General features: G+C 70.8%; 20 protein-coding genes. 8 read left to right on the top strand and 12 right to left on the bottom strand.

All coding sequences use genetic code 11. The features are described from left to right. Positions 1-3: 3 nt before the first annotated feature. Together AYL44_RS11825 and AYL44_RS11820 are read right to left on the bottom strand one after the other, a co-directional pair. Positions 4-303, bottom strand: coding sequence for a hypothetical protein (locus AYL44_RS11825; protein WP_064003504.1), 300 nt, complete (start codon positions 301-303; stop codon positions 4-6). A gap of 22 nt (positions 304-325) precedes the next feature. Further along, entirely contained in the window at positions 326-679 is a 354-nt protein-coding gene (locus AYL44_RS11820) for a sterol carrier family protein (RefSeq protein ID WP_064003503.1), read from the bottom strand. Between the two features lie 44 nt (positions 680-723). Here AYL44_RS11820 and purD point away from each other — a divergent pair, with 44 nt between their 5' ends. After that, complete coding sequence (purD, locus tag AYL44_RS11815) at positions 724-1,995, top strand: phosphoribosylamine--glycine ligase (protein WP_064003502.1); 1,272 nt, start codon at positions 724-726, stop codon at positions 1,993-1,995. Between the two features lie 28 nt (positions 1,996-2,023). On the opposite strand, the gene AYL44_RS11810 is transcribed toward purD, so the two are convergent. Genes AYL44_RS11810 through AYL44_RS11800 form a run of 3 tightly spaced genes read right to left on the bottom strand, consistent with a single transcriptional unit; the run spans position 2,024 to position 4,734 of the window. After that, the gene (locus AYL44_RS11810) at positions 2,024-3,514 is read right to left on the bottom strand and encodes an MFS transporter (protein ID WP_064003501.1); all 1,491 of its coding nucleotides are present in this window, start codon (positions 3,512-3,514) and stop codon (positions 2,024-2,026) included. Continuing rightward, complete coding sequence (locus AYL44_RS11805) at positions 3,511-4,134, bottom strand: PadR family transcriptional regulator (RefSeq protein ID WP_064003500.1); 624 nt, start codon at positions 4,132-4,134, stop codon at positions 3,511-3,513. The genes AYL44_RS11810 and AYL44_RS11805 overlap by 4 nt, the downstream gene beginning before the upstream one ends. 57 nt (positions 4,135-4,191) lie before the next feature. After that, complete coding sequence (locus AYL44_RS11800; RefSeq protein ID WP_064003499.1) at positions 4,192-4,734, bottom strand: hypothetical protein; 543 nt, start codon at positions 4,732-4,734, stop codon at positions 4,192-4,194. A gap of 42 nt (positions 4,735-4,776) precedes the next feature. On the opposite strand from AYL44_RS11800, the gene AYL44_RS11795 reads away from it, so the two are divergent. From AYL44_RS11795 to AYL44_RS11785, 3 genes are all read left to right on the top strand, one after another. Beyond that, positions 4,777-5,667: a phosphoribosylaminoimidazolesuccinocarboxamide synthase gene (locus tag AYL44_RS11795; RefSeq protein WP_064003498.1), complete on the top strand. Its 891-nt coding sequence runs from the start codon at positions 4,777-4,779 to the stop codon at positions 5,665-5,667. 80 nt (positions 5,668-5,747) lie between these two features. Next, positions 5,748-7,106, top strand: coding sequence for a uracil-xanthine permease family protein (locus AYL44_RS11790; protein WP_064003497.1), 1,359 nt, complete (start codon positions 5,748-5,750; stop codon positions 7,104-7,106). A gap of 97 nt (positions 7,107-7,203) precedes the next feature. Continuing rightward, positions 7,204-8,037, top strand: coding sequence for a VOC family protein (locus AYL44_RS11785; protein WP_197471651.1), 834 nt, complete (start codon positions 7,204-7,206; stop codon positions 8,035-8,037). 6 nt (positions 8,038-8,043) lie between these two features. Here AYL44_RS11785 and AYL44_RS11780 read toward each other — a convergent pair whose 3' ends face one another. The 5 genes from AYL44_RS11780 to AYL44_RS11760 form a co-directional block, all read right to left on the bottom strand. Then, entirely contained in the window at positions 8,044-9,078 is a 1,035-nt protein-coding gene (locus AYL44_RS11780; RefSeq protein ID WP_064003495.1) for a LacI family DNA-binding transcriptional regulator, read from the bottom strand. Next, positions 9,075-10,520 carry a GH1 family beta-glucosidase gene (locus AYL44_RS11775; protein ID WP_064003939.1) on the bottom strand — a complete coding sequence of 482 codons (1,446 nt, stop codon included), beginning with the start codon at positions 10,518-10,520 and terminating at the stop codon, positions 9,075-9,077. The genes AYL44_RS11780 and AYL44_RS11775 overlap by 4 nt, the downstream gene beginning before the upstream one ends. Before the next feature lie 43 nt (positions 10,521-10,563). Continuing rightward, positions 10,564-11,490: a carbohydrate ABC transporter permease gene (locus AYL44_RS11770; RefSeq protein ID WP_064003494.1), complete on the bottom strand. Its 927-nt coding sequence runs from the start codon at positions 11,488-11,490 to the stop codon at positions 10,564-10,566. Further along, entirely contained in the window at positions 11,487-12,533 is a 1,047-nt protein-coding gene (locus AYL44_RS11765; protein WP_064003493.1) for a carbohydrate ABC transporter permease, read from the bottom strand. The genes AYL44_RS11770 and AYL44_RS11765 overlap by 4 nt, the downstream gene beginning before the upstream one ends. Before the next feature lie 69 nt (positions 12,534-12,602). Then, the gene (locus AYL44_RS11760; RefSeq protein ID WP_064003492.1) at positions 12,603-13,925 is read right to left on the bottom strand and encodes an ABC transporter substrate-binding protein; all 1,323 of its coding nucleotides are present in this window, start codon (positions 13,923-13,925) and stop codon (positions 12,603-12,605) included. Between the two features lie 231 nt (positions 13,926-14,156). On the opposite strand from AYL44_RS11760, the gene purS reads away from it, so the two are divergent. Beyond that, positions 14,157-14,402, top strand: coding sequence for a phosphoribosylformylglycinamidine synthase subunit PurS (gene purS, locus AYL44_RS11755; protein ID WP_064003491.1), 246 nt, complete (start codon positions 14,157-14,159; stop codon positions 14,400-14,402). Further along, positions 14,399-15,106, top strand: coding sequence for a phosphoribosylformylglycinamidine synthase subunit PurQ (gene purQ, locus AYL44_RS11750; protein ID WP_064003490.1), 708 nt, complete (start codon positions 14,399-14,401; stop codon positions 15,104-15,106). Before purS ends, purQ begins: the two co-directional genes overlap by 4 nt. A gap of 4 nt (positions 15,107-15,110) precedes the next feature. On the opposite strand, the gene AYL44_RS11745 is transcribed toward purQ, so the two are convergent. Further along, positions 15,111-15,542, bottom strand: a complete 432-nt coding sequence (locus AYL44_RS11745) for a DUF1761 domain-containing protein (RefSeq protein WP_064003489.1) — start codon at positions 15,540-15,542, stop codon at positions 15,111-15,113. Positions 15,543-15,654: 112 nt separating this feature from the next. Here AYL44_RS11745 and AYL44_RS11740 point away from each other — a divergent pair, with 112 nt between their 5' ends. After that, positions 15,655-16,572: a 2-hydroxyacid dehydrogenase gene (locus AYL44_RS11740; RefSeq protein ID WP_064003488.1), complete on the top strand. Its 918-nt coding sequence runs from the start codon at positions 15,655-15,657 to the stop codon at positions 16,570-16,572. A gap of 9 nt (positions 16,573-16,581) precedes the next feature. Here the strand turns inward: AYL44_RS11740 and AYL44_RS11735 are convergent, their stop codons facing one another. Further along, positions 16,582-17,100 carry an adenine phosphoribosyltransferase gene (locus AYL44_RS11735; protein ID WP_064003487.1) on the bottom strand — a complete coding sequence of 173 codons (519 nt, stop codon included), beginning with the start codon at positions 17,098-17,100 and terminating at the stop codon, positions 16,582-16,584. 74 nt (positions 17,101-17,174) lie between these two features. On the opposite strand from AYL44_RS11735, the gene AYL44_RS11730 reads away from it, so the two are divergent. After that, the gene (locus AYL44_RS11730) at positions 17,175-18,848 is read left to right on the top strand and encodes a glycoside hydrolase family 13 protein (protein ID WP_064003938.1); all 1,674 of its coding nucleotides are present in this window, start codon (positions 17,175-17,177) and stop codon (positions 18,846-18,848) included.

Here is an 18,848-nt window from a genome sequence, read left to right as displayed (position 1 = left end):
CGCTCATCGGCCTGAGACCTGATCTCCGACGGCGCGGAAGATCTGCGCGAGCCAGACGAACCCGTAGCCGATCGGGATCTCGTCGTCGAGGACACCCCGCTGCACGAACTCCACGCAGTCGCGGATGCTTCCGATGGTGAGCTCCCGAGGGTCGCGCGACATCTCGTAGGCGGCGTCGCTCGGGACCCACCAGAACTCGTCCATCTCGAGCGTCACCGTCTCGCCGACGTTCTGCTCGATCCAATTGAGCATCGCCTCGGTCGACCGGCGCAGGAAGTCCGTCGTCAGCGTGATGTCATTCATGCGCAACCTCCGTTGACCGTCATCAGGGACGCAGCGGCAGCAGCCCGTCGAGGTTCGCGCGCACGCCCGACGCCCTGACTGTGCCGGCGGTCACGGCGTCGGCCCAGGCGACCTGTCCGGTGGCGAGCGCGATCCAGGTCGCGGCATCCGTCTCGATCACATTCGGCGGGATGCCGCGGGTGTGGCGCGGACCCTCGACGACCTGCACCGCGCCGAAGGGCGGCACACGGACCTCGACGGAGTTGCCCGGCGCCTTCTCGACCAGGAGCTGCAGCAGGTAGCGGACCGCCATCGCCGTCTCGGGACGCGTCGCGGTGCCGGCGGCGACGGCCGCGAGGGCGTCGCGTCCGTCGCCGGTGCTGATCGTGCGGGCCATGGCAGCCACCGTAACGCGCGCAGGCCGGTCGGTAGGCTGACGGGGTGAAGATCCTGGTCCTCGGCTCGGGCGCGCGCGAGCACGCCATCATCCTCGCCCTCGCCGCGGAAGGCGCCGGGCACGAGATCTTCGCGGCCCCCGGCAACGCCGGCATCGCCGCCGACGCGAGGATCGTCCCCGGGCTCGATCAGAACGACCCCGCGGCCGTCACCGGCTACGCGAACGAGGCGGCGATCGACCTCGTCGTCATCGGCCCCGAAGCCCCCCTCGTCGCCGGCGTCGCCGACGCGCTGCGCGAGCGCGGCATCCCCGTCTTCGGTCCCGGCAAGGCCGCCGCGCAGCTCGAGGGCTCGAAGGCGTTCGCGAAGCGGATCATGGATGCCGCGGGCGTCCCGACCGGTCGCGCGGCGCGCGCGCACACCCGTGACGAGGTCGCCGCGGCGATCGACGAGTTCGGCGCCCCCTACGTCGTGAAGGCCGACGGTCTCGCCGCCGGTAAGGGCGTCATCGTCACGTCCGACCACGACGCGGCGCTCGCTCACGCCGACACGTACTTGCCGAGCGGTCCCGTCCTCGTGGAGGAGTTCCTCGCCGGCCCCGAGGTCTCGCTCTTCTTCGTCTCCGACGGCGACAGCGTGCGGCCGCTCAGCCCCGCGCAGGACTTCAAACGCGCGTACGACGGCGACGAGGGACCGAACACCGGCGGGATGGGCGCCTACTCGCCGCTCCCCTGGCTCGGCGAGCGCTTCGGCGGCGAAGACGCGTTCGTCGCGCAGGTGACCGCGGAGGTCGCCGAGCCCGTCATCCGGCAGCTGGACGCCGAGGGCACCCCGTTCATCGGGCTGCTCTACGCGGGCCTCATCCTCACCGAGTCCGGCGTGAAGGTGATCGAGTTCAACGCCCGCTTCGGCGACCCCGAGACGCAGGTCGTGCTGGCGCGCCTGCGCAGCCCGCTGTCGCGCCTGCTCCTGGCGGCGGCGAGCGGCACGCTCGAGTCCGAGCCGGCCCCCGAGTTCTCCCCCGAGGCCGCCGTCACCGTCGTCCTCGCGAGCGAGGGATACCCGGAGGCGCCGCAGACCGGTCGCGCCATCGAGGGGACGGATGCCGCGGCATCCATCGACGGCGTGCATCTGGCCCACGCCGCGACCGCCACCGCCGACGGTGCGCTCGTCGCGACCGGCGGCCGCGTGCTCAACGTCGTCGCGGTGGGCGCCGACCTCGCCGACGCGCGCGAGCGGGCGTACACCGCCCTCGCGCACATCACCCTTGAGGGCGGGCACTACCGCCGCGACATCGCCGCCCGCGCCGCGGGCTGAACCCCGCGCGCGCCACCGAGCGCTGCGCTCAGCGCTCCGCGAGGTGCGCGGGGCGGCGCAGGAACAGCACGAGCACGACGCCGAGCGCGATCACGGCAGCGGGCAGGAGCATCGCCTGCGCCATCGCGGCGGAGAACCCCTCGGCCACGACGGGAGGCATCCCGCCACCGCCGCCGAAGTCCCCGCCCGTCGCGTCGCCGGCCCCCGGCAGATTCGCCTCGAGGCGCGACTGCATGACGGAGGCGATGGCCGCCGAACCGATGACCGACCCGATCGTCCGGGTCGTGTTGTAGATGCCGGACCCGGCACCCGCCTGCTGCGGCGGCAGGTTGCGCGTGGCGGTCGTCGCGAGCGGTCCCCACATACCCGCGTTGGCGACACCGATGACCGCCGACGGGATCAGCAGCAGCAGGATCGGCGCCTCAGTGTTCATGAGCAGGGAGTACCCGACGAGCCCCGCAGCCATCAGCGTCAGTCCGGGGACCAGCAGCACGCGGGGGTCGACGCGGTCGAGGATGCGGCCCGCGAAGGGGGCGAGCACACCCGAGAGCACCGCCATCGGAATGAGGAGCAGTGCCGACTCGGTCGGCGTCAGTCCGCGGGCGAGCTGGGTGAAGAACGCCATCGGCAGCGCCATGCTCGTGACGGTGAAGCCGACGGCGGCGATCGCGAGATTGGAGATCGCGAAGTTGCGGTCGCGGAAGAGCTGGAGCGGCACGAGCGGCTCGCTCTTCGTACGGCCCTGCGTCCAGATGAAGACCGCGAGGACGACGACGCCGGCGGCGATCATCGCCCACACCCACGCGGCCCAGTCGTAGTGCTCGCCCTCCTGCAGGCCGAAGACGATGAGGAAGAGCGCGACCGCGCTCAGCACGACGCCGAGGACGTCGAACCGGTGCGGGTGCGTCTCGAGCTGCGGCACGAGCCGCCACGCGAGCACGAAGGCGACGACGCCCACGGGGATGTTCACGAAGAAGATCCACTCCCACCCGAACCCGTCGACGAGCAGGCCGCCCGCGAGCGGACCGACGAGGGTGGCGACACCGGCGGTCGCGCCCCACAGGCCCATGGCGGCGCCACGGCGCTCGGCGGGGAAGGTCCGGGTGATGACCGCCATCGTCTGCGGCGTCATCAACGCGGCGCCGAGGCCCTGCGCGGCGCGCGCGATGATCAGGGCCATGAGCGAGCCCGACAGTCCGCACGCGAGCGACGCGAGAGTGAAGATCGCGAGGCCGATCAGGTACATGTTCTTGGGCCCGAACCGGTCGCCGAGACGGCCGGTGACCAGCAGCGGCACGGCGTAGGTCAGCAGGTAGGCGGACGTGACCCACACGACGTTGTCGAGGTTGCTCGTGGTCGGGTCGAGGGCCGCCTTGATGGCGGGGTTCGCGACCGAGACGATCGTCGTGTCGACGAGGATCATGAAGAACCCGATGACGAGCGCCCAGAGCGCGGGCCAGGGGTTCGTGGGGACGGCGGGTGCGCCCGGGGCGCGGACGGTGGACGTGCTCTCGCTCATGCGCGTGCGGCTTCTCTCTGTGCCAGATAGCGGTCGGTGGCGGGGATGTCGACGACACCCCAGACGGTGTCGGGACGACGGATGAACTCGACCGCTTCGTCGAGCCAGGCGATGTCGGCGTCGAGGAGCGCCGCCTGGCGGTGCACTTCGATGAGGAACTGGGGGTGCGATCCGTGCGCGATCGCGTGGGCGTGCGCACTCCGGTGGGCGTCCCGGGATGCCGCGAGCAGCTCCCGACGCTGGGCGAGGAGCGCGAGCACCTCGTCGCGCGGCAGGTTGTGCACCTCGGTGAGCGCGATGCGGAAGCGGCCCGGGTCGTCGACCGACACGAGCTCGCGGCGGATCCAGGCGAGGAGGTCGGCGGCACCGGCATCCGTCGACGCGTACGTCGTGCGCTCGGGACGGTTGCCGTCGCGGTCGCTGCCGACCTCGACGATGCGACCCTGCCGTTCGAGGCGGGCCACCGTGTGGTAGATCGTGCCGTGGGTGAGGGCGATCAGCCGGTCGGCGCGGCGTTCGCGCAGCAGGCGCACCATCTCGTACGCGTGCATGTCGTCCTCGTGCAGCAGCGCGAGGAGCATGACGGCGGTCGGCGTGAGCGTCGCTGTCCCGTGCGCCATGGAGCCTCCCGGTGAATTAGTCCATGTGGACTATACGCCGGTCCGACGACACCGGGATCACTGGTCGGGACGCAGCACCGCCCACGCGCGCGACACCTCGTCGCCCGTCATCGAGATCTGCACGCCGACCATCCGGTCGACACGGATCCCGGTCGTCCGTCCCGGCCCGCTGCATCCCTGCGTGAGAGCGATGGGCCCGGAGAAGTTCACGGGAGGGTCGTCCTCGCCCACGGCGGGCGACAGGGACAGCGTGATGGTGGCGTCCCGCGGGATGCAGTCGAAGTCGAGCACGTAGTCCTGGTCCCTCACCGCACTGCTCGACACGCTCACGACCGTCACGGGGTCGACGCCGACGGCATCGCTCTCGAACACCAGGCGCGAGGCCTCGAGCGGGTCCTGCTCGGGGACGGCGTACGAGGGGTCCACCGATTCCTCGGGTTCGGGCGTCGGGGTGGGGGTGGGGGTCGGCGCGGCCTCGGCCGACCTGGTCGGGGACGTCGACGGCGTCGGCGCGGCGTCATCGACCGCGGCGGTCGAGACGCAGCCGCTCAGTCCGAACGACACCGCGAGGGCGGTCAGGGCGAGCAGGGGGCGACGCATCCCGCCACGGTACGCGCTCCGCGCGCCCGACATAATGGGCTGGTGACGGATGCCGCGACCCCCCTGCCCGGATGGACCCACGTGTACTCGGGCAAGGTCCGCGACCTCTACCGGCCCTCCGACGGAGCCGATGACGGCCGACTGCTCGTGGTCGCCAGCGACCGTGTCAGCGCGTTCGACCACGTGCTCGATCCGGCGATCCCCGGCAAGGGTGCCCTCCTCACCGCGCTGTCGCTGTGGTGGTTCGAGCAGCTCGCCGGTGCCGACGGCGGCCGCGCGATCGCCAACCACCTCCTCCCCGGCCAGACGCCGCCGGCCGCGACCGACGGTCGCGGCATGGTCGTCCGTTCGCTCGACATGCTGCCGGTCGAGTGCGTCGTCCGCGGCTACCTGACCGGCTCGGGATGGGTCGAGTACCAGGCCGACGGCACGGTCTGCGGCATCCCCCTCCCCACCGGCCTCGCCAACGGCGACCGCCTGCCGGAACCGATCTTCACCCCCGCCTACAAGGCCCCGCTCGGCGAGCACGACGAGAACATCTCGTTCGAGCGCACCGTCGAGCTCGTCGGCGCCGAGCGCGCGGCGGAGCTGCGCGACGCCTCGCTCGAGATCTACCGCCGCGCCGCCGCCCTCGCCGAGGCGAAGGGGCTGATCCTCGCCGACACGAAATTCGAGTTCGGCCTCGACGCCGACGGCGTCCTCACCCTCGCCGACGAGGTGCTCACGAGCGACTCGTCGCGGTACTGGGATGCCGAGACCTGGCGCACCGCCGAGACCCCCGCCGCGCGCATGGCGAGCTTCGACAAGCAGATCGTGCGCGATTGGCTGGCGGCGCATTGGGATAAGCAGGGCACGCCGCCCGTCGTCCCCGACGAGATCGTCGCGCAGACGGCGGCGAAGTACCGCGAGCTGCTCGAACGTCTCACGTCCTGACGGCGTCGCTCCCACGCACTCAGCCGACTCCCAGGTAGCCTGACGCCAGGCATCCCCCCCATCACCCGAGGAGTACGCGCATGCCCATCTGGACCCTCCACGGCGACGGCCGTCGCGTCGCCCCCGGTGCCGTCGTCACCCCCCGCGAGCGCCTCGGCTGGGGCACCACGATCGCCATCGGCGCCCAGCACGTCGTCGCGATGTTCGGCGCGACCTTCCTCGTGCCCCTGCTCACCGGGTTCCCCGTCAGCACGACGCTGCTCTTCTCCGGTCTCGGCACCCTCCTCTTCCTGCTCCTCACCCGGAACCGCCTCCCCAGCTACCTCGGGTCGTCGTTCGCGTTCATCGCGCCGATCACCGCCTTCGGGCCGGGCGAGGGCAAGCCGCTCGACAGCCCCGAGCAGATCGGGCAGGCGCTCGTCGGCGTGTTCGTCGCCGGCCTCCTGCTCGCCGGCATCGGCTTCCTCGTGCAGGCGACGGGAACGCGCTGGCTCGAGAAGCTCATGCCGCCCGTCGTGTCGGGCGCGATCGTCGCTCTCATCGGCCTGAACCTGGCACCCGCCGCCTGGAACAACTTCAAGACCGACGCCGTGCTCGCGACGATCACGCTCGTCGCGTGCATCCTGTTCGCGGTGCTGTTCCGCGGCATCCTGGGACGCGTCTCGATCTTCCTCGGTGTCGTCGTCGGGTACATCGCGGCGCTCCTCATGGGCCGCGTCGACTTCACCGGCGTGGCGAAGCTCATCGAGGACCGCGCGTGGTTCGGGCTGCCCGCCTTCCACCTGCCCTCGTTCGGCGACCCGATCGCCTGGGGCCTGCTCCCGATGTTCCTGCCGGTGGTGCTGGTGCTCGTGGCCGAGAACGTCGGGCACGTCCGCGGCGTGGCGACCATGACCGGCGACCCGACCGTCAACACGCGGACCGGTCGCGCCCTCGTCGCGGACGGACTCGCGACGACCCTCGCCGGCGCGTTCGGCGGCTCGGGCACGACGACCTACGGCGAGAACATCGGCGTCATGGCGGCCACCCGCATCTACTCCACGGCGGCGTACTGGGTGGCGGGCATCATCGCGGTGCTGCTGTCGTTCTCGCCCGTCGTGGGCGCCGTGCTCTTCACGATCCCGAGCGGCGTGATCGGCGGCGTGACGACCGCCCTCTACGGCCTCATCGGCGTCATCGGCATCAAGATCTGGGTCGACAACCAGGTCGACTTCTCCCGCCCGGTCAACCAGTACACGGTCGCGGTCGCCTTCGTCATCGCGATCGCCAACTTCACGATGGACCTCGGCCAGCTGCAGTTCGGCGGCATCGTCCTCGGCACCCTCGCCGCGCTCGCGATCTACCACGGCGGCAACGCCATCGCCCGGGCACGCAAGACGGGGGCGGATGACGGGGGCCCGATCGTCCCGATCGGTCAGCTCGGCGGCGACCCGGACTGAGCTTCCGCCCTGCGGGCGCGGGAACAAACGGGAAGCGGCGACGTTACCGATTCATGTGAATACGCCTACGCCGGACCGTCTCGCGCCCGCGACCTCCATGGGCGCGGTGACGCTCCTGGTCGGAGACCTCGACGGGATGACCCGGTTCTACCGCGACGTCCTCACACTGCAGGTGCTCGGCGCGGAGGGCGACACGGTGACGCTCGGTCGCGCGAACCGCCCGATCGTCGTGCTCCGAGCCGAACCGTCGCTGCGCCACGCCCCCGCAGGTTCCGCGGGACTGTTCCACACCGCGATCCTCTTCGAATCGCGGACGGCGCTCGCGGCGGCCCTGTACTCCCTCGCCCGCCACGCGCCCCAGACCTTCACGGGCAGCGCCGACCACCTCGTGAGCCAGGCCTTCTACGCCACCGACCCCGAGGGCAACGGCATCGAGCTCTACTGGGATCGCGACCGGAGCGCCTGGTCGTGGACGCACGGACGGGTGGAGATGGCGACGCTCTTCCTCGACCCGAACGCCTTCATCCGCGAGCACCTGACCGATGCCGCCGCAGCGGGCGCGACCGCCGACGACGCGGCATCCGTCGGTCACGTCCACCTGTCGGTGGGGGATGTCGAGACCGCCCGCTCCTTCTACGTCGACACCCTCGGGTTCGACGTCACGGCGGAGCTCAGCGGTTCCGCTCTGTTCGTGAGTGCGGGCGGCTACCACCACCACATGGCGATGAACGTCTGGAACTCGCGCGGCGCGGGGCCGCGCATGCCGGCGCTCGGTCTCGGCCGCGTCGACCTCGCCCTGCCCGACCGCGACGGTCTCGGCGAACTGAACGAACGCCTGCGACACCACGGCGTGCAGGCGGCCGACGACGGTCGGACGGTGACCTTCACGGACCCGTGGCGCAACACGCTGCACGCGACCGCCGTCGCGTGAGCCGCGTCAGGCGGATTCGCGGATGATCAGCTGGGTGTCGAGCAGGGTCTCGCGCGGCGGGTATCCGCCCGACAAGAGGGTGAGGAGGATGTCCGCCATCACCTCGCCCTGCTCGAGCGACGGCTGACGCACCGTCGTCAACGCGGGCGAGACCGACGTGGCGACGGGGGAATCGTCGTAGCCGACGATCGCGACGTCCTCGGGGACGCCGATGCCGGCGCGCGTCAGCTCGGTCAGGACGGCCCCCGCCATCAGGTCGCTCGCGACGAACAGTCCGTCGAACTCGGCACCCGACCGGAGGATCCGCGTGACCGCGGCAGCACCGCCCGCGGCGGTGAAGTCCCCGTCCTCGACCGCGACGGGCGACAGGCCCGCGGCGTCCAGCGCCTCGTGGAATCCTGTCAGGCGGTCGATGCCGCCCGGCATCGTCGTCGGGCCGGTGATCATGGCGATCCTGCGCCGACCGCGGTCGAGCAGGTGCTGCGTCGCGACACGACCGCCCTCGACGTTGTCCACGTCGACGTAGAAGTCGCGTTCGCGCTGGCGCACGGGCCGGCCGCCGAACACGACGGGCATGGCCGCCGCGATGCGGTCGATGAAGGCGTCGCTCGTGTGGTGGGACACGATGATCGCGCCGTCGACCGCACCGCTGCGGAGGTACTCGGTCGCCTTGTCGTTCGGGTCGTCGCTCGCGATGATCAGGTTGAGGACGTAGTCGGACTTCGAGATCCGCTTGTTGATCCCGTTGACGACAGCCGCGAAGAACGGGTCGCCGAAGAAGCGTGTCGTGTCCTCGGGGACGACGAGCGCGATGGCCATCGTCGCCCGGCTCGCGAGCGAGCGCGCGGCGCGGTTCGGCACGTAGTTGAGCTCGTCGATCGCGCGACGGACGGCCGCGAGGGCCGCCGGGCTGACGGCCGTCGACCCGTTCACGACGCGCGACACCGTCGAGCGGGACACCCCCGCCGCGGAGGCGACCTCTTCGATCGTCACCGGGGAGTGGAGCGTATCGGACACGGTCACCTCGCGGAGTGCAGTCATTCCATCGCTCGGGCAGCGATGACCCGACGATACTCCAGCGCGCTGTCTTTGAACGTCCGTTCCTGAGTGGCGTAGTCGACGCGGATGAGACCGAACCGCTTGTCGTACCCCCACGCCCATTCGAAGTTGTCCATGAGCGACCAGTAGAAGTAGCCGCGGACGTCGACGCCGGCGTCGGCGGCATCCAGGATCGCCGCAAGGTGACCGCGCAGGAATTCGACTCGGTCCGCGTCGTGCACGCGCACAGTGCCGTCGTCCACGACCGCCTCGTCGTCGTAGGCCGCGCCGTTCTCGGTCACGAACAGCGCCGTCCCGGCATCCTTCGCGTACTCGTCCCAAACCCGCTCAAGCAGCACCGTCAACGCCTCGGGTTGCACCTCCCAGTGCATCGCCGTCCGGGGCAGACCGCGCTCGTACCAGTGGATGCCGTCGCCCGCCGGCCACGGCGATCCCACCGCGCGGTCGGTCGGGGCATCGCCGGGCAGCGGCGGGTCCGCGGGGGCCGTGCCGCCGACGAACTCGCCATGGTAGTAGTTGACGCCCAGCACGTCGAGCCGCCCGGAGATGGTGTCGAGGTCGCCGGGCAGCACCGCCGCCTCGAAGCGCGCGACCGCGTCCGCGTCGACGGCGCGGATGTCGCCGACGATGTCCTCGGGGTAGCTCCCCCGGAAGATCGGGTCGAGGAACCAGCGGTTGAACTGCCCGTCGATCCGGCGCGCCGCATCCACGTCCTCGGGTCTGGCGGGGTCCGCCGCCTCGGCGACCGTCAGGTTCAGGGTGATGCCGAGGTTCAGCGCGGGGTCGCGGCGGCGCAGCTCTTCGACGACGAGACCGTGCCCCCTCAACAGGTGGTGGGAGGCCAGCATCCCGTCGGCGATGCTGAACCGGCCGGGCGCGTGGATGCCTCCGGTGTAGCTGAGGAACGACGAGCACCAGGGCTCGTTGAGCGTCGTCCAGTCCGTCACCCGGTCGCCGAGCGCGTCGTGGACCGACAGGGCGTACTCGGCGAACCGCTCGCTGGTCTCGCGCGCCGTCCACCCGCCCCGCTCCTCGAGCGCCTGCGGCAGGTCCCAGTGGTACAGCGTGAGCCAGGGACGGATGCCGGCACCCAGCAGCTCGTCGACGAGACGCTCGTAGAAGTCGATGCCCTTCGGGTTCACCGCGCCGCCGTCGGGGCGCACGCGCGACCACGACGTGGAGAACCGGTAGGTGTCGAGTCCCAGCTCCTTCATGAGCGCGACATCGCCGCGGTAGCGGTGGTAGTGATCGCACGCGACGTCGCCGTTGTCGGCGTTGATGACGGCCCCCGGCACCCGACAGAAGGCGTCCCAGATCGAGGCGGTGCGACCGTCCTCGAAGGCGGCGCCCTCGATCTGGTAGGCGGCGGTCGCGGCCCCGAAGAGGAAGCCGGTCGGGAAGGGGCGGATGCGGGGGGCGGGCACGGGGGCAGAGTACTCCTGCGCGAGGACGTTCACCGGATGACCGTCAGCCCTTGACCGCGCCGGCCATGATGCCGCTGATGAGCTGCTTGCCGGCGACCACGAAGAGCACCAGGAGCGGGAGCGTCGCCAGGATCGCGCCCGTCAGGACGATCGAGTAGTCGACGTAGTAGCCCGACTGCAGCTGGCTGAGCGCCGTCTGCAGCGTGGGGCTCTGCGGTTTGAGCACCAGCAGGGGCCACAGGAAGTCGGTCCATGCCGTCATGAACGTGAACAGGCCGAGGATCGCCATGGCCGGTCGCGCCGCCGGCACCCCCACCGTGAGGAAGGTGCGGAACTGCCCTGCACCGTCGACGCGGGCGGCCTCGATGAGCTCGTCGGGGATGACGTCCACGAGGTACTGCCGCATGAAGAAGACACCGAACGCGGTGACGAGGGTCGGGATGATGACGGCCCCGATGCTGCCGGTCCACCCCAGCTCGCGCATGAGCATGAACAGCGGGATGATGCCGAGCTGCGTGGGGATCGCCATCGTCGCGACGACGAAGACCATGAGGCCGTCGCGGCCCTTGAACCGCAGCTTCGCGAACGCGTAGCCCGCGAGGGTGGAGAACGACACGACCGAGACCGTGATGATCGACGAGATGAGGACCGAGTTACCCAGGGCGACCCAGAATGGGATGGCGTCGAGGACCTTCATGGCGTTCGCCAGGAAGTTGCCGCCCGGAATGAGCGGAAGCGTCTCCGCCCGCGTGGCGTTGGTGCCGCTGCCGACGACGAACGACCACCACATCGGGTAGACGCTGCCGATGACGAACGCGGTCAGCAGTCCGTAGGTCAGGAAGCCGGGGCGGCTGCCGATGCCGGCCGGCCCGCTCTCGCGGGGACGTCGACGGCCGCCACGGCGCGGACGCTCGGGCTCGACGACGTCGACCTGCTGGACGGGCAGCGGTGCCGGGATCGCGGTGGTCATCGGGTGCCTTTCGTGGAGTCGGAACGACGCGCGCGGCGCGCCTTGCGGTCGGCACGCTCCGCGCCGCCGGCGATGCCGCGCGAGACGAGGAAGTTGATGAGGCCGATCCCGACGATGAGGACGAACAGGAGGATGGCGACGGCCGAGCCTTCGCCGAGGTCGCGGCGGAAGAACGCCAGCTCCCAGAGGTAGAGGACCGTCGTCTGGAACTGCCGGTCGCTGCCGCCGGTGCCGCCGGCCGTCGACACGTCGAACAGCCGGGGCTCCGCGAAGATCTGCAGACCGCCGATCGTCGCGGTGATGATGACGAAGATGAGCGTGGGTCGGATCGAGGGGATCGTGATCGAGAAGAACCGGCGCGCAGGGCCTGCACCGTCGATGGCCGCCGACTCGTAGAGGTCGCGCGGCACCGCCTGCATGGCCGCGAGGAGGATGAGGGCGTTGTATCCCGTCCACCGGAAGTTGACCATCGTGGCGATCGCGATGTGGCTGAGGAACGTGTCGTGCTTCCACTCCTGGTCGGGGATGCCGACGAGGTTCAGCACGTTGTTGACGAGGCCGTCGGCCTCGTTGAAGGCGCTGGAGAAGATCAGCGCGGTGGCGACGGGGGTGACCACGAAGGGGATGAGGACGCTCATCCGCCAGAAGGTCGGTGCACGCAGGCCGCGGTCCAGGAGGTAGGCCACCAGGAGCGCCACGGAGAGCTGCGGGATCGCCGAGAGCAGGAAGATGCTCAGGGTGTTGCCGATGGACTTCCAGAACGAGTCGTCCTGGAGCACGCTCACGAAGTTGCCCGCACCGACGAACTCGTCCTGACCGCTCAGCAGATCCCAGTCGAACAACGAGACGTTGACCGTGTACAGCAGCGGGAAGAGACCGACGAGGGCGAACAGGAGGAAGAACGGGGCGATGTAGGCGTACGGCGAACCGCGGTACGCGAATCGCGAAAGGCGCTGGCGTGCGCTGAGGCGCGGCGGTCGAGCTGCGCCGTCGGTCGGGGCCTCCGGGCGCACGCGAGGCGGCGGCGAAGCGGTGGTGGTCATGGTGTCCTCTCGTGTGCGCCGGGATGGTGCACGGGTCACCGGCGATGCCGGTGACCCGTGCGGGAGGTCCTAGTCGGACTCGACCTGCTTAGCCAGCTCCGCGAGGGCCTTGTCCCACGCGCCGGCGGTGTCGACCTCGCCCCGGTCCAGCGCGCTCAGCGCGGGCCCGAAGACGTTCTCCTGGATCACCGAGTCGTCCGGTCCCTTGTACTGGGCGACGACACCCTTCGCGCGCTCGGCGAGGATCGCGCCGGTCGGGGCGTCATTGAAGAACTCGTTGGGCGTCGCGTCGCTCGCGAGGCTCTCCTGTGCCTCGATGGTCGACGGGAAGTTGCCCGCAGCCGCCGACTGCTTGACCTGCTGCTCGGGCTGCGTCAGCCAGTCGGCGAGCTTCGCCGCGGCTTCCTTGTGCTCCGAGGTCTCGGAGACCGACAGCCACGCGCCGCCCCAGTTGGCTGCGCCGCCGGGGAAGACATCCGCGAAGTCCCACCCGGTGGAGGCGTCCCCGCCCGCGCTCTCGACGCGCTCCTTGACGATGCCCAGCATCCATCCCGGGCAGACGAAGGTCGCGAACGTCCCGTCGACGAACGACTTGTTGCCGTTCCAGTCCCACGCCGCCTGCGCGGCGGACTGGCCACCCTCGGTGGCGGCGCCGAGGAGCTCGAAGCGCCGCTTGAGCTCGGCGTTGCCTTCGACGTTGAGCGTCCCGTCGGCGGTGTAGTAACCCTCATCGAGCTGGTTGACCATGGCGTTCCAGACGAAGCCGGAGTGGTCGTACCACCCCTTGCCGGTGTCGTCGGTGTACTTCTGGCCGATCTCGAAGTAGTTCTCCCAGTCGCCGTCGAGCAGCTCGGCGACGCTCTCGCGGTCGGTCGGCAGGCCGGCCGCCTCGAACGCCGGGGCGTTGTAGCAGATGCCGCTCGGGCCGATGTCGGTGCCGTAGCCGATGACACGACCGTCGGGTGCCGTGGCGGTCTCGTACTTCCAATCGACCCAGTCGGCCTTGCGGTCCTCGATGCCGTAGTCGCGCAGGTCGGCGAAGTTCTCGACGACGCCCTCCTCCATGATCGCGCCGAGCCAGCCCTCCTCGATCGCCACGATGTCGGAGAGCCCGCCGGCGCCGATCTTGGTGAAGAGGTCGGTGCGGGCGTTGCCGCCGGTGTCGATGTTGGTGGCTTCGATCTTCACGCCCGGGTTGGCCTCTTCGTACTCCTTGTAGAGGTCCTCGTAGCCGAAGGTGCCGAAGGTCGTGATGGTGAGGGTGACGTCGTCGCCGCCACCGCCGCTGCCGGTGCCGCCGGTACCGCCGGCCGAGCAGCCGGCCAGGACGAGAGCGGACGATGCGGCCGCGCCGGCGATGATTCCGACGCGTCGCAGAACGCGTGAGTTCACAGGACACTCCTTTGTGGTGTGGACGAGAGCCAGGTGCCGTACTCCGTCTTTGGGAGCGCTCTCATCGGGTTGTGAGAGACGTTATGGGATCGCTCCCACGGCTGTCAAGGGAGCGCTCCCACGACGGGAGTCACGGTTTGATCACGGACGGCCGTGGTGGAGCGCAACGGCGGCGCGGCGCGGGCTCTAGACTGGTCGCGCACCCTGCCCGCGACATCCCGGAGCTTTCTGATGCCCACCATCGTCGTCGACGTCATGCCCAAGGCCGAGCTCCTCGACCCGCAGGGGAAGGCCGTCGCCGGCGCCCTGCAGCGCCTCGGTCACGCCGGATTCGGCGACGTCCGCATCGGCAAGAGGTTCGAACTCACGGTCGACAGCGCCGACGAGCAGACCCTCGCCGCCGTCAAGACCATCGCCGACGAGATCCTGTCGAACTCGGTCATCGAGGACGTCGTGGGCATCGAGGTCGTCGAGTGACCGTCCGCGTCGGGGTCATCACCTTCCCCGGCTCGCTCGACGACGGCGACGCGCGCCGCGCCGTGCGTCTCGCCGGCGCCGAGCCCGTCGCCCTCTGGCACGGCTCGCACGATCTCGACGGCGTCGACGCCCTCGTCCTGCCGGGCGGGTTCAGCTACGGCGACTACCTGCGCGCCGGCGCGATCGCCGCGCTCGCGCCGATCATGTCCGAGGTGAAGGATGCCGCGGCGAAGGGCATGCCCGTCCTCGGCATCTGCAACGGCTTCCAGATGCTCGTCGAGGCGCACCTGCTGCCGGGCGGACTGATCCGCAACGCCCACCAGCAGTTCATCCGCCGCGACCAGCGGCTCGTCGTCGAGAACGCCGACACCGCGTGGACGAACGAGTTCCGCCGCGGGCAGGAGATCGTCATCCCGCTCAAGAACGCCGACGGCGGCTACATCGCCTCCGACGAGACGCTCAAGCGGATCCAGGGCGAGAACCTCGTCGCGTTCCGCTACGCCGGCGTCAACCCGAACGGGTCGATCGACGACATCGCGGGCCTGACGAACGAGCGCGGCAACGTCGTGGGACTCATGCCCCACCCCGAGCACGCGATCGAGCCGGGCTTCGGTCCCGACACCCCCGCCGCGATGCGGTCGGGCGTCGACGGTCTGCGCTTCTTCACCGCGGCGGTCTCCGCGGTCGTGCACTCCGCCGCCTGAGTCGTCAGACGGTCCCCGCCGGGGGCCAGACGCCGATGATCACGGCCATGACGAGGACCGTGACGAGCTCGTGCCCGATGTTCATCACCGTGAGCGAGGACGGCCGCCCCTCGAAGGCGTCATGCGTGATGAACCGGGATGCCGTGAACCCCGCCCACAGCAGGATGCCGGTCACGATCGCCGCCCACAGGTACGACCCCTCGTAGAAGTGCCAGGCGATGCTCGTCGCCCCCGCGAGGACCCACGCCGACGCGAAACTCACGAACACCGTCACGACGATGGCGACGGTGGCCGTGGCGGGCGGGCGGTCCATGTCGACACCGGCCAGTCGGGCCCATCGCGTGCCGAAGACCTTGGGGGCGTACCAGATCGACCCGACGATCATCGTCGAGAGGGTCGCGAGGATGACGGTCCAGTAATTGATCTCAGGGATCACGGCGACCTCCGGGTCGGAACGAGGGCGGGCGGGCTGTCGGGGCGACAGTATCGTTACCCCGCCGGAATGCGGTGGAGATCCGGCGTCGCGCGCCCGGCGGTAGCCTCGGGGCATGGCTTCGATCAGCGTCAGCGTGCCCACCGAACGTCTCGCCCAGGATCTCGCCGACATCGACGGCGCGGACGTGTTCGTGTGGAAGATGGATGCCGCCTCCCCCCGCCCGCGCATCGACATCGTCGTGCCGCCGTACATGGCCGCGGGGAGCCCGCTGCCGTGGCTCGAGGGTGTCGAGGTCGGGCTCGTGCAGGGTCAGTCGATCGGCTACGAGGGCATCGAGCAGCGTCTGCCCGCCGGCGTGGTGTTCGCCAACGCGACGACGGTGCACGAGGCATCCACAGCGGAGCTCGCCGTCGCACTGACCCTCACGGCGCAGCGCGGCATCGACCGCTTCGTCCGTGCGCAGGACGCCCGCGAGTGGCGCCCGTTCCAGGCGACGGGCCTCGCCGACCGCCGCGTGATGGTGCTCGGCTACGGCGGGGTCGGCAAGGCCGTCGCCGCCCGACTCGCCCCGTTCGAGGTGGACCTCGTCGCGGTCGCCTCGACCGCACGCGACGAGGACGGGGTGCACGTCCACGCCGTCGACGAGCTGCCCGAGCTGCTGCCCGGCGTGGACATCGTCGTCGTCACGCTCCCCGGCGGCGAGAAGACCCGGCACGTCGTCGACGACGCGTTCCTCTCGGCGCTGCCCGAGGGTGCGCTGGTGGTGAACGTGGGCCGCGGATCCCTGATCGACACAGACGCCCTCGTCAGCCACGTGCGCACTCGCGGCATCCGTGCGGCCCTCGACGTCACCGACCCCGAACCGCTCCCCGCCGACCACCCGCTCTGGACGCTCGACGGCGTCGTCATCGCCCCGCACGTCGGGGGCGCGACCGACGCGATGCACCCGCGGGTGGTGCGTCTGCTGCGCCGGCAGATCAGCCACCTGCTGGCGGGCGAGGAGCCCGAGAACGTGGTGATCCGGACCTGAGCGCTCCGCTCAGACGGTGAAGACGCTGTGCACGTCGCCGCAGACGGTACGGCCCTGCAGGGCGGTGAGCTCCATCAGCACCGAGGTGCCCGCGAGCGTGTAGCCGAGCTGCTCGAGCAGCTGCTGGCCCGCACGCAGCGTCCCCCCGGTGGCGAGCACGTCGTCGACGAGCAGGACGCGGGCGCCGGCGGCGAGGTCGTCGGTCATCTCGATCGTCGCGCTGCCGTACTCGAGGTCGTAGCTGACCGATCCCGCCGGACGCGGCAGTTTGCCCGCCTTGCGGATCGGTGCGAGGCCGGTGCCCGACGCGACCGCGATCGCCCCGGCGAGCAGGAACCCGCGCGCCTCGACGCCGGCGACGACGTCGAACGAGCCGACGTACGGCTCGGCCATGGCCATCGCGATCGTGCGGAGGGCCGCGGCATCCGCCAACAGCGGCGAGATGTCACGGAAGAGGATGCCGGGTTCGGGGAAGTCGGGGATCGTCGCGATGAGCGATTCGGCTCGGGCGAGGGCGTCGGGATTCACTGGGTCGAGGGTACTCGCCTCGCCTGACGAGAGCGGATGCCGGGTGCGCAAGCGCTTGCGCTATGCTGACGCGCATGACTTCGACCCCCGTCTCGACCGTCACCTCGACGCTGGCCCCGATCGGCGAGAGCCGCCCCGGCGCCGAGTGGTGGCGCACCGCCGTGATCTACCAGATCTACCCCCGCTCGTTCGCGGACGCCTCGGGCGACGGCATCGGCGATCTGCCCGGCATCACCGCGCACCTCGACGACCTCGCTTCGCTCGGCGTCGACGCGGTCTGGCTGAGCCCGTTCTTCACCTCTCCGCAGAAGGATGCCGGCTACGACGTCGCCGACTACCGTGACGTCGACCCGCTCTTCGGCACCCTCGGCGACTTCGACGACATGCTCGAGGCGGCGCACGCCCGCGGCATCCGCGTCATCATCGACCTCGTCCCCAACCACTCGTCCGACAAGCACGTCTGGTTCCAGCAGGCTCTCGCCGCTGCGCCCGGCAGCCCCGAGCGCGCGCGCTACATGTTCCGGGACGGCACCGGCGAGAACGGCGAACTGCCCCCCAACAACTGGGAGTCCGTCTTCGGCGGGCCGGCCTGGACCCGGATCCCCGAAGGCCAGTGGTACCTGCACCTGTTCGACTCGTCGCAGCCCGACTTCGACTGGAACAACCCCGAGGTGCGCGCCGAGTTCGAGACGACGCTGCGCTTCTGGCTCGATCGCGGCGTCGACGGCTTCCGCGTCGACGTGGCGCACGGTCTGATCAAGGCCGACGACCTGCCCGACTACACGCCCCCGGCCGAGGCCGACTCGATGGGCGGCGCCGAGCCGGTCCCCTACTGGGGTCAGGACGGTGTGCACGAGGTGTGGCGCGAATGGCACCGCGTGCTCGACGAGTACGAGGGCGACCGCGCGCTGTGCGCCGAGGCGTGGCTGCCGACGGTCGACGAGACCGCGAAGTGGGTGCGCTCGGACGAGATGCACCAGGCGTTCAACTTCCCGTACGCGATGAGCGAGTGGGATGCCGCGCAGCTGCGCGAGGTCATCAGCGAGTCGCTGCGGGCCTTCCCCGCCGTCGGCGCGCCGGCCACCTGGGTCCTCTCGAACCACGACGTCATCCGCCACGCGACCCGCCTCGCGATGCCGGGTCACCCGCAGGGGCACGGCGTCGGACCGGCGACCCCCGGCAAGCCCGACCCCGCGGCGGGCCTCCGTCGCGCCCGTGCGGCGACCGCGCTGATGCTCGCCCTGCCGGGCTCGGCCTATCTCTACCAGGGCGAGGAGCTCGGCCTCCCCGAGGCGATGGAGCTGCCCGACGACGTCCGTCAGGACCCGACCTGGTTCCGCACCGACGGCGAGCGCTACGGCCGTGACGGATGCCGCGTCCCGCTGCCCTGGACCGCGGACGACGGCGCCTTCGGGTTCAGCCCGACCGGCGAGAGCTGGCTGCCGCAGCCGGCCGAGTGGAACGCGCTCGCCCGCGACGTGCAGGAGGACCAGCCCGAGTCGACGCTGTGGCTGTACCGCACGCTGCTCGCCACCCGTCGCGCGCACGACCTCGGCTCGGGCGCGCTCGAGTGGCTCGACGGCTACGGCGACGACGTCATCGCGTTCCGTAACGGCGACGTCACCGTCGTCGCGAACGTCGGGTCGACGCCGGTCGCCCTGCCGAAGGGCACGCTGCTCGTCGAGAGCGACGCGTTCCTCGGTCGCGAACTGCCCGCCGACACCACCGTGTGGATCGCCGCGGACTGA

This window comes from Microbacterium oleivorans (assembly GCF_001644225.1).
Taxonomy (GTDB): Bacteria; Actinomycetota; Actinomycetes; order Actinomycetales; family Microbacteriaceae; genus Microbacterium; species Microbacterium gawkjiense.
This window is presented reverse-complemented; position numbering and strand designations above follow the sequence as displayed.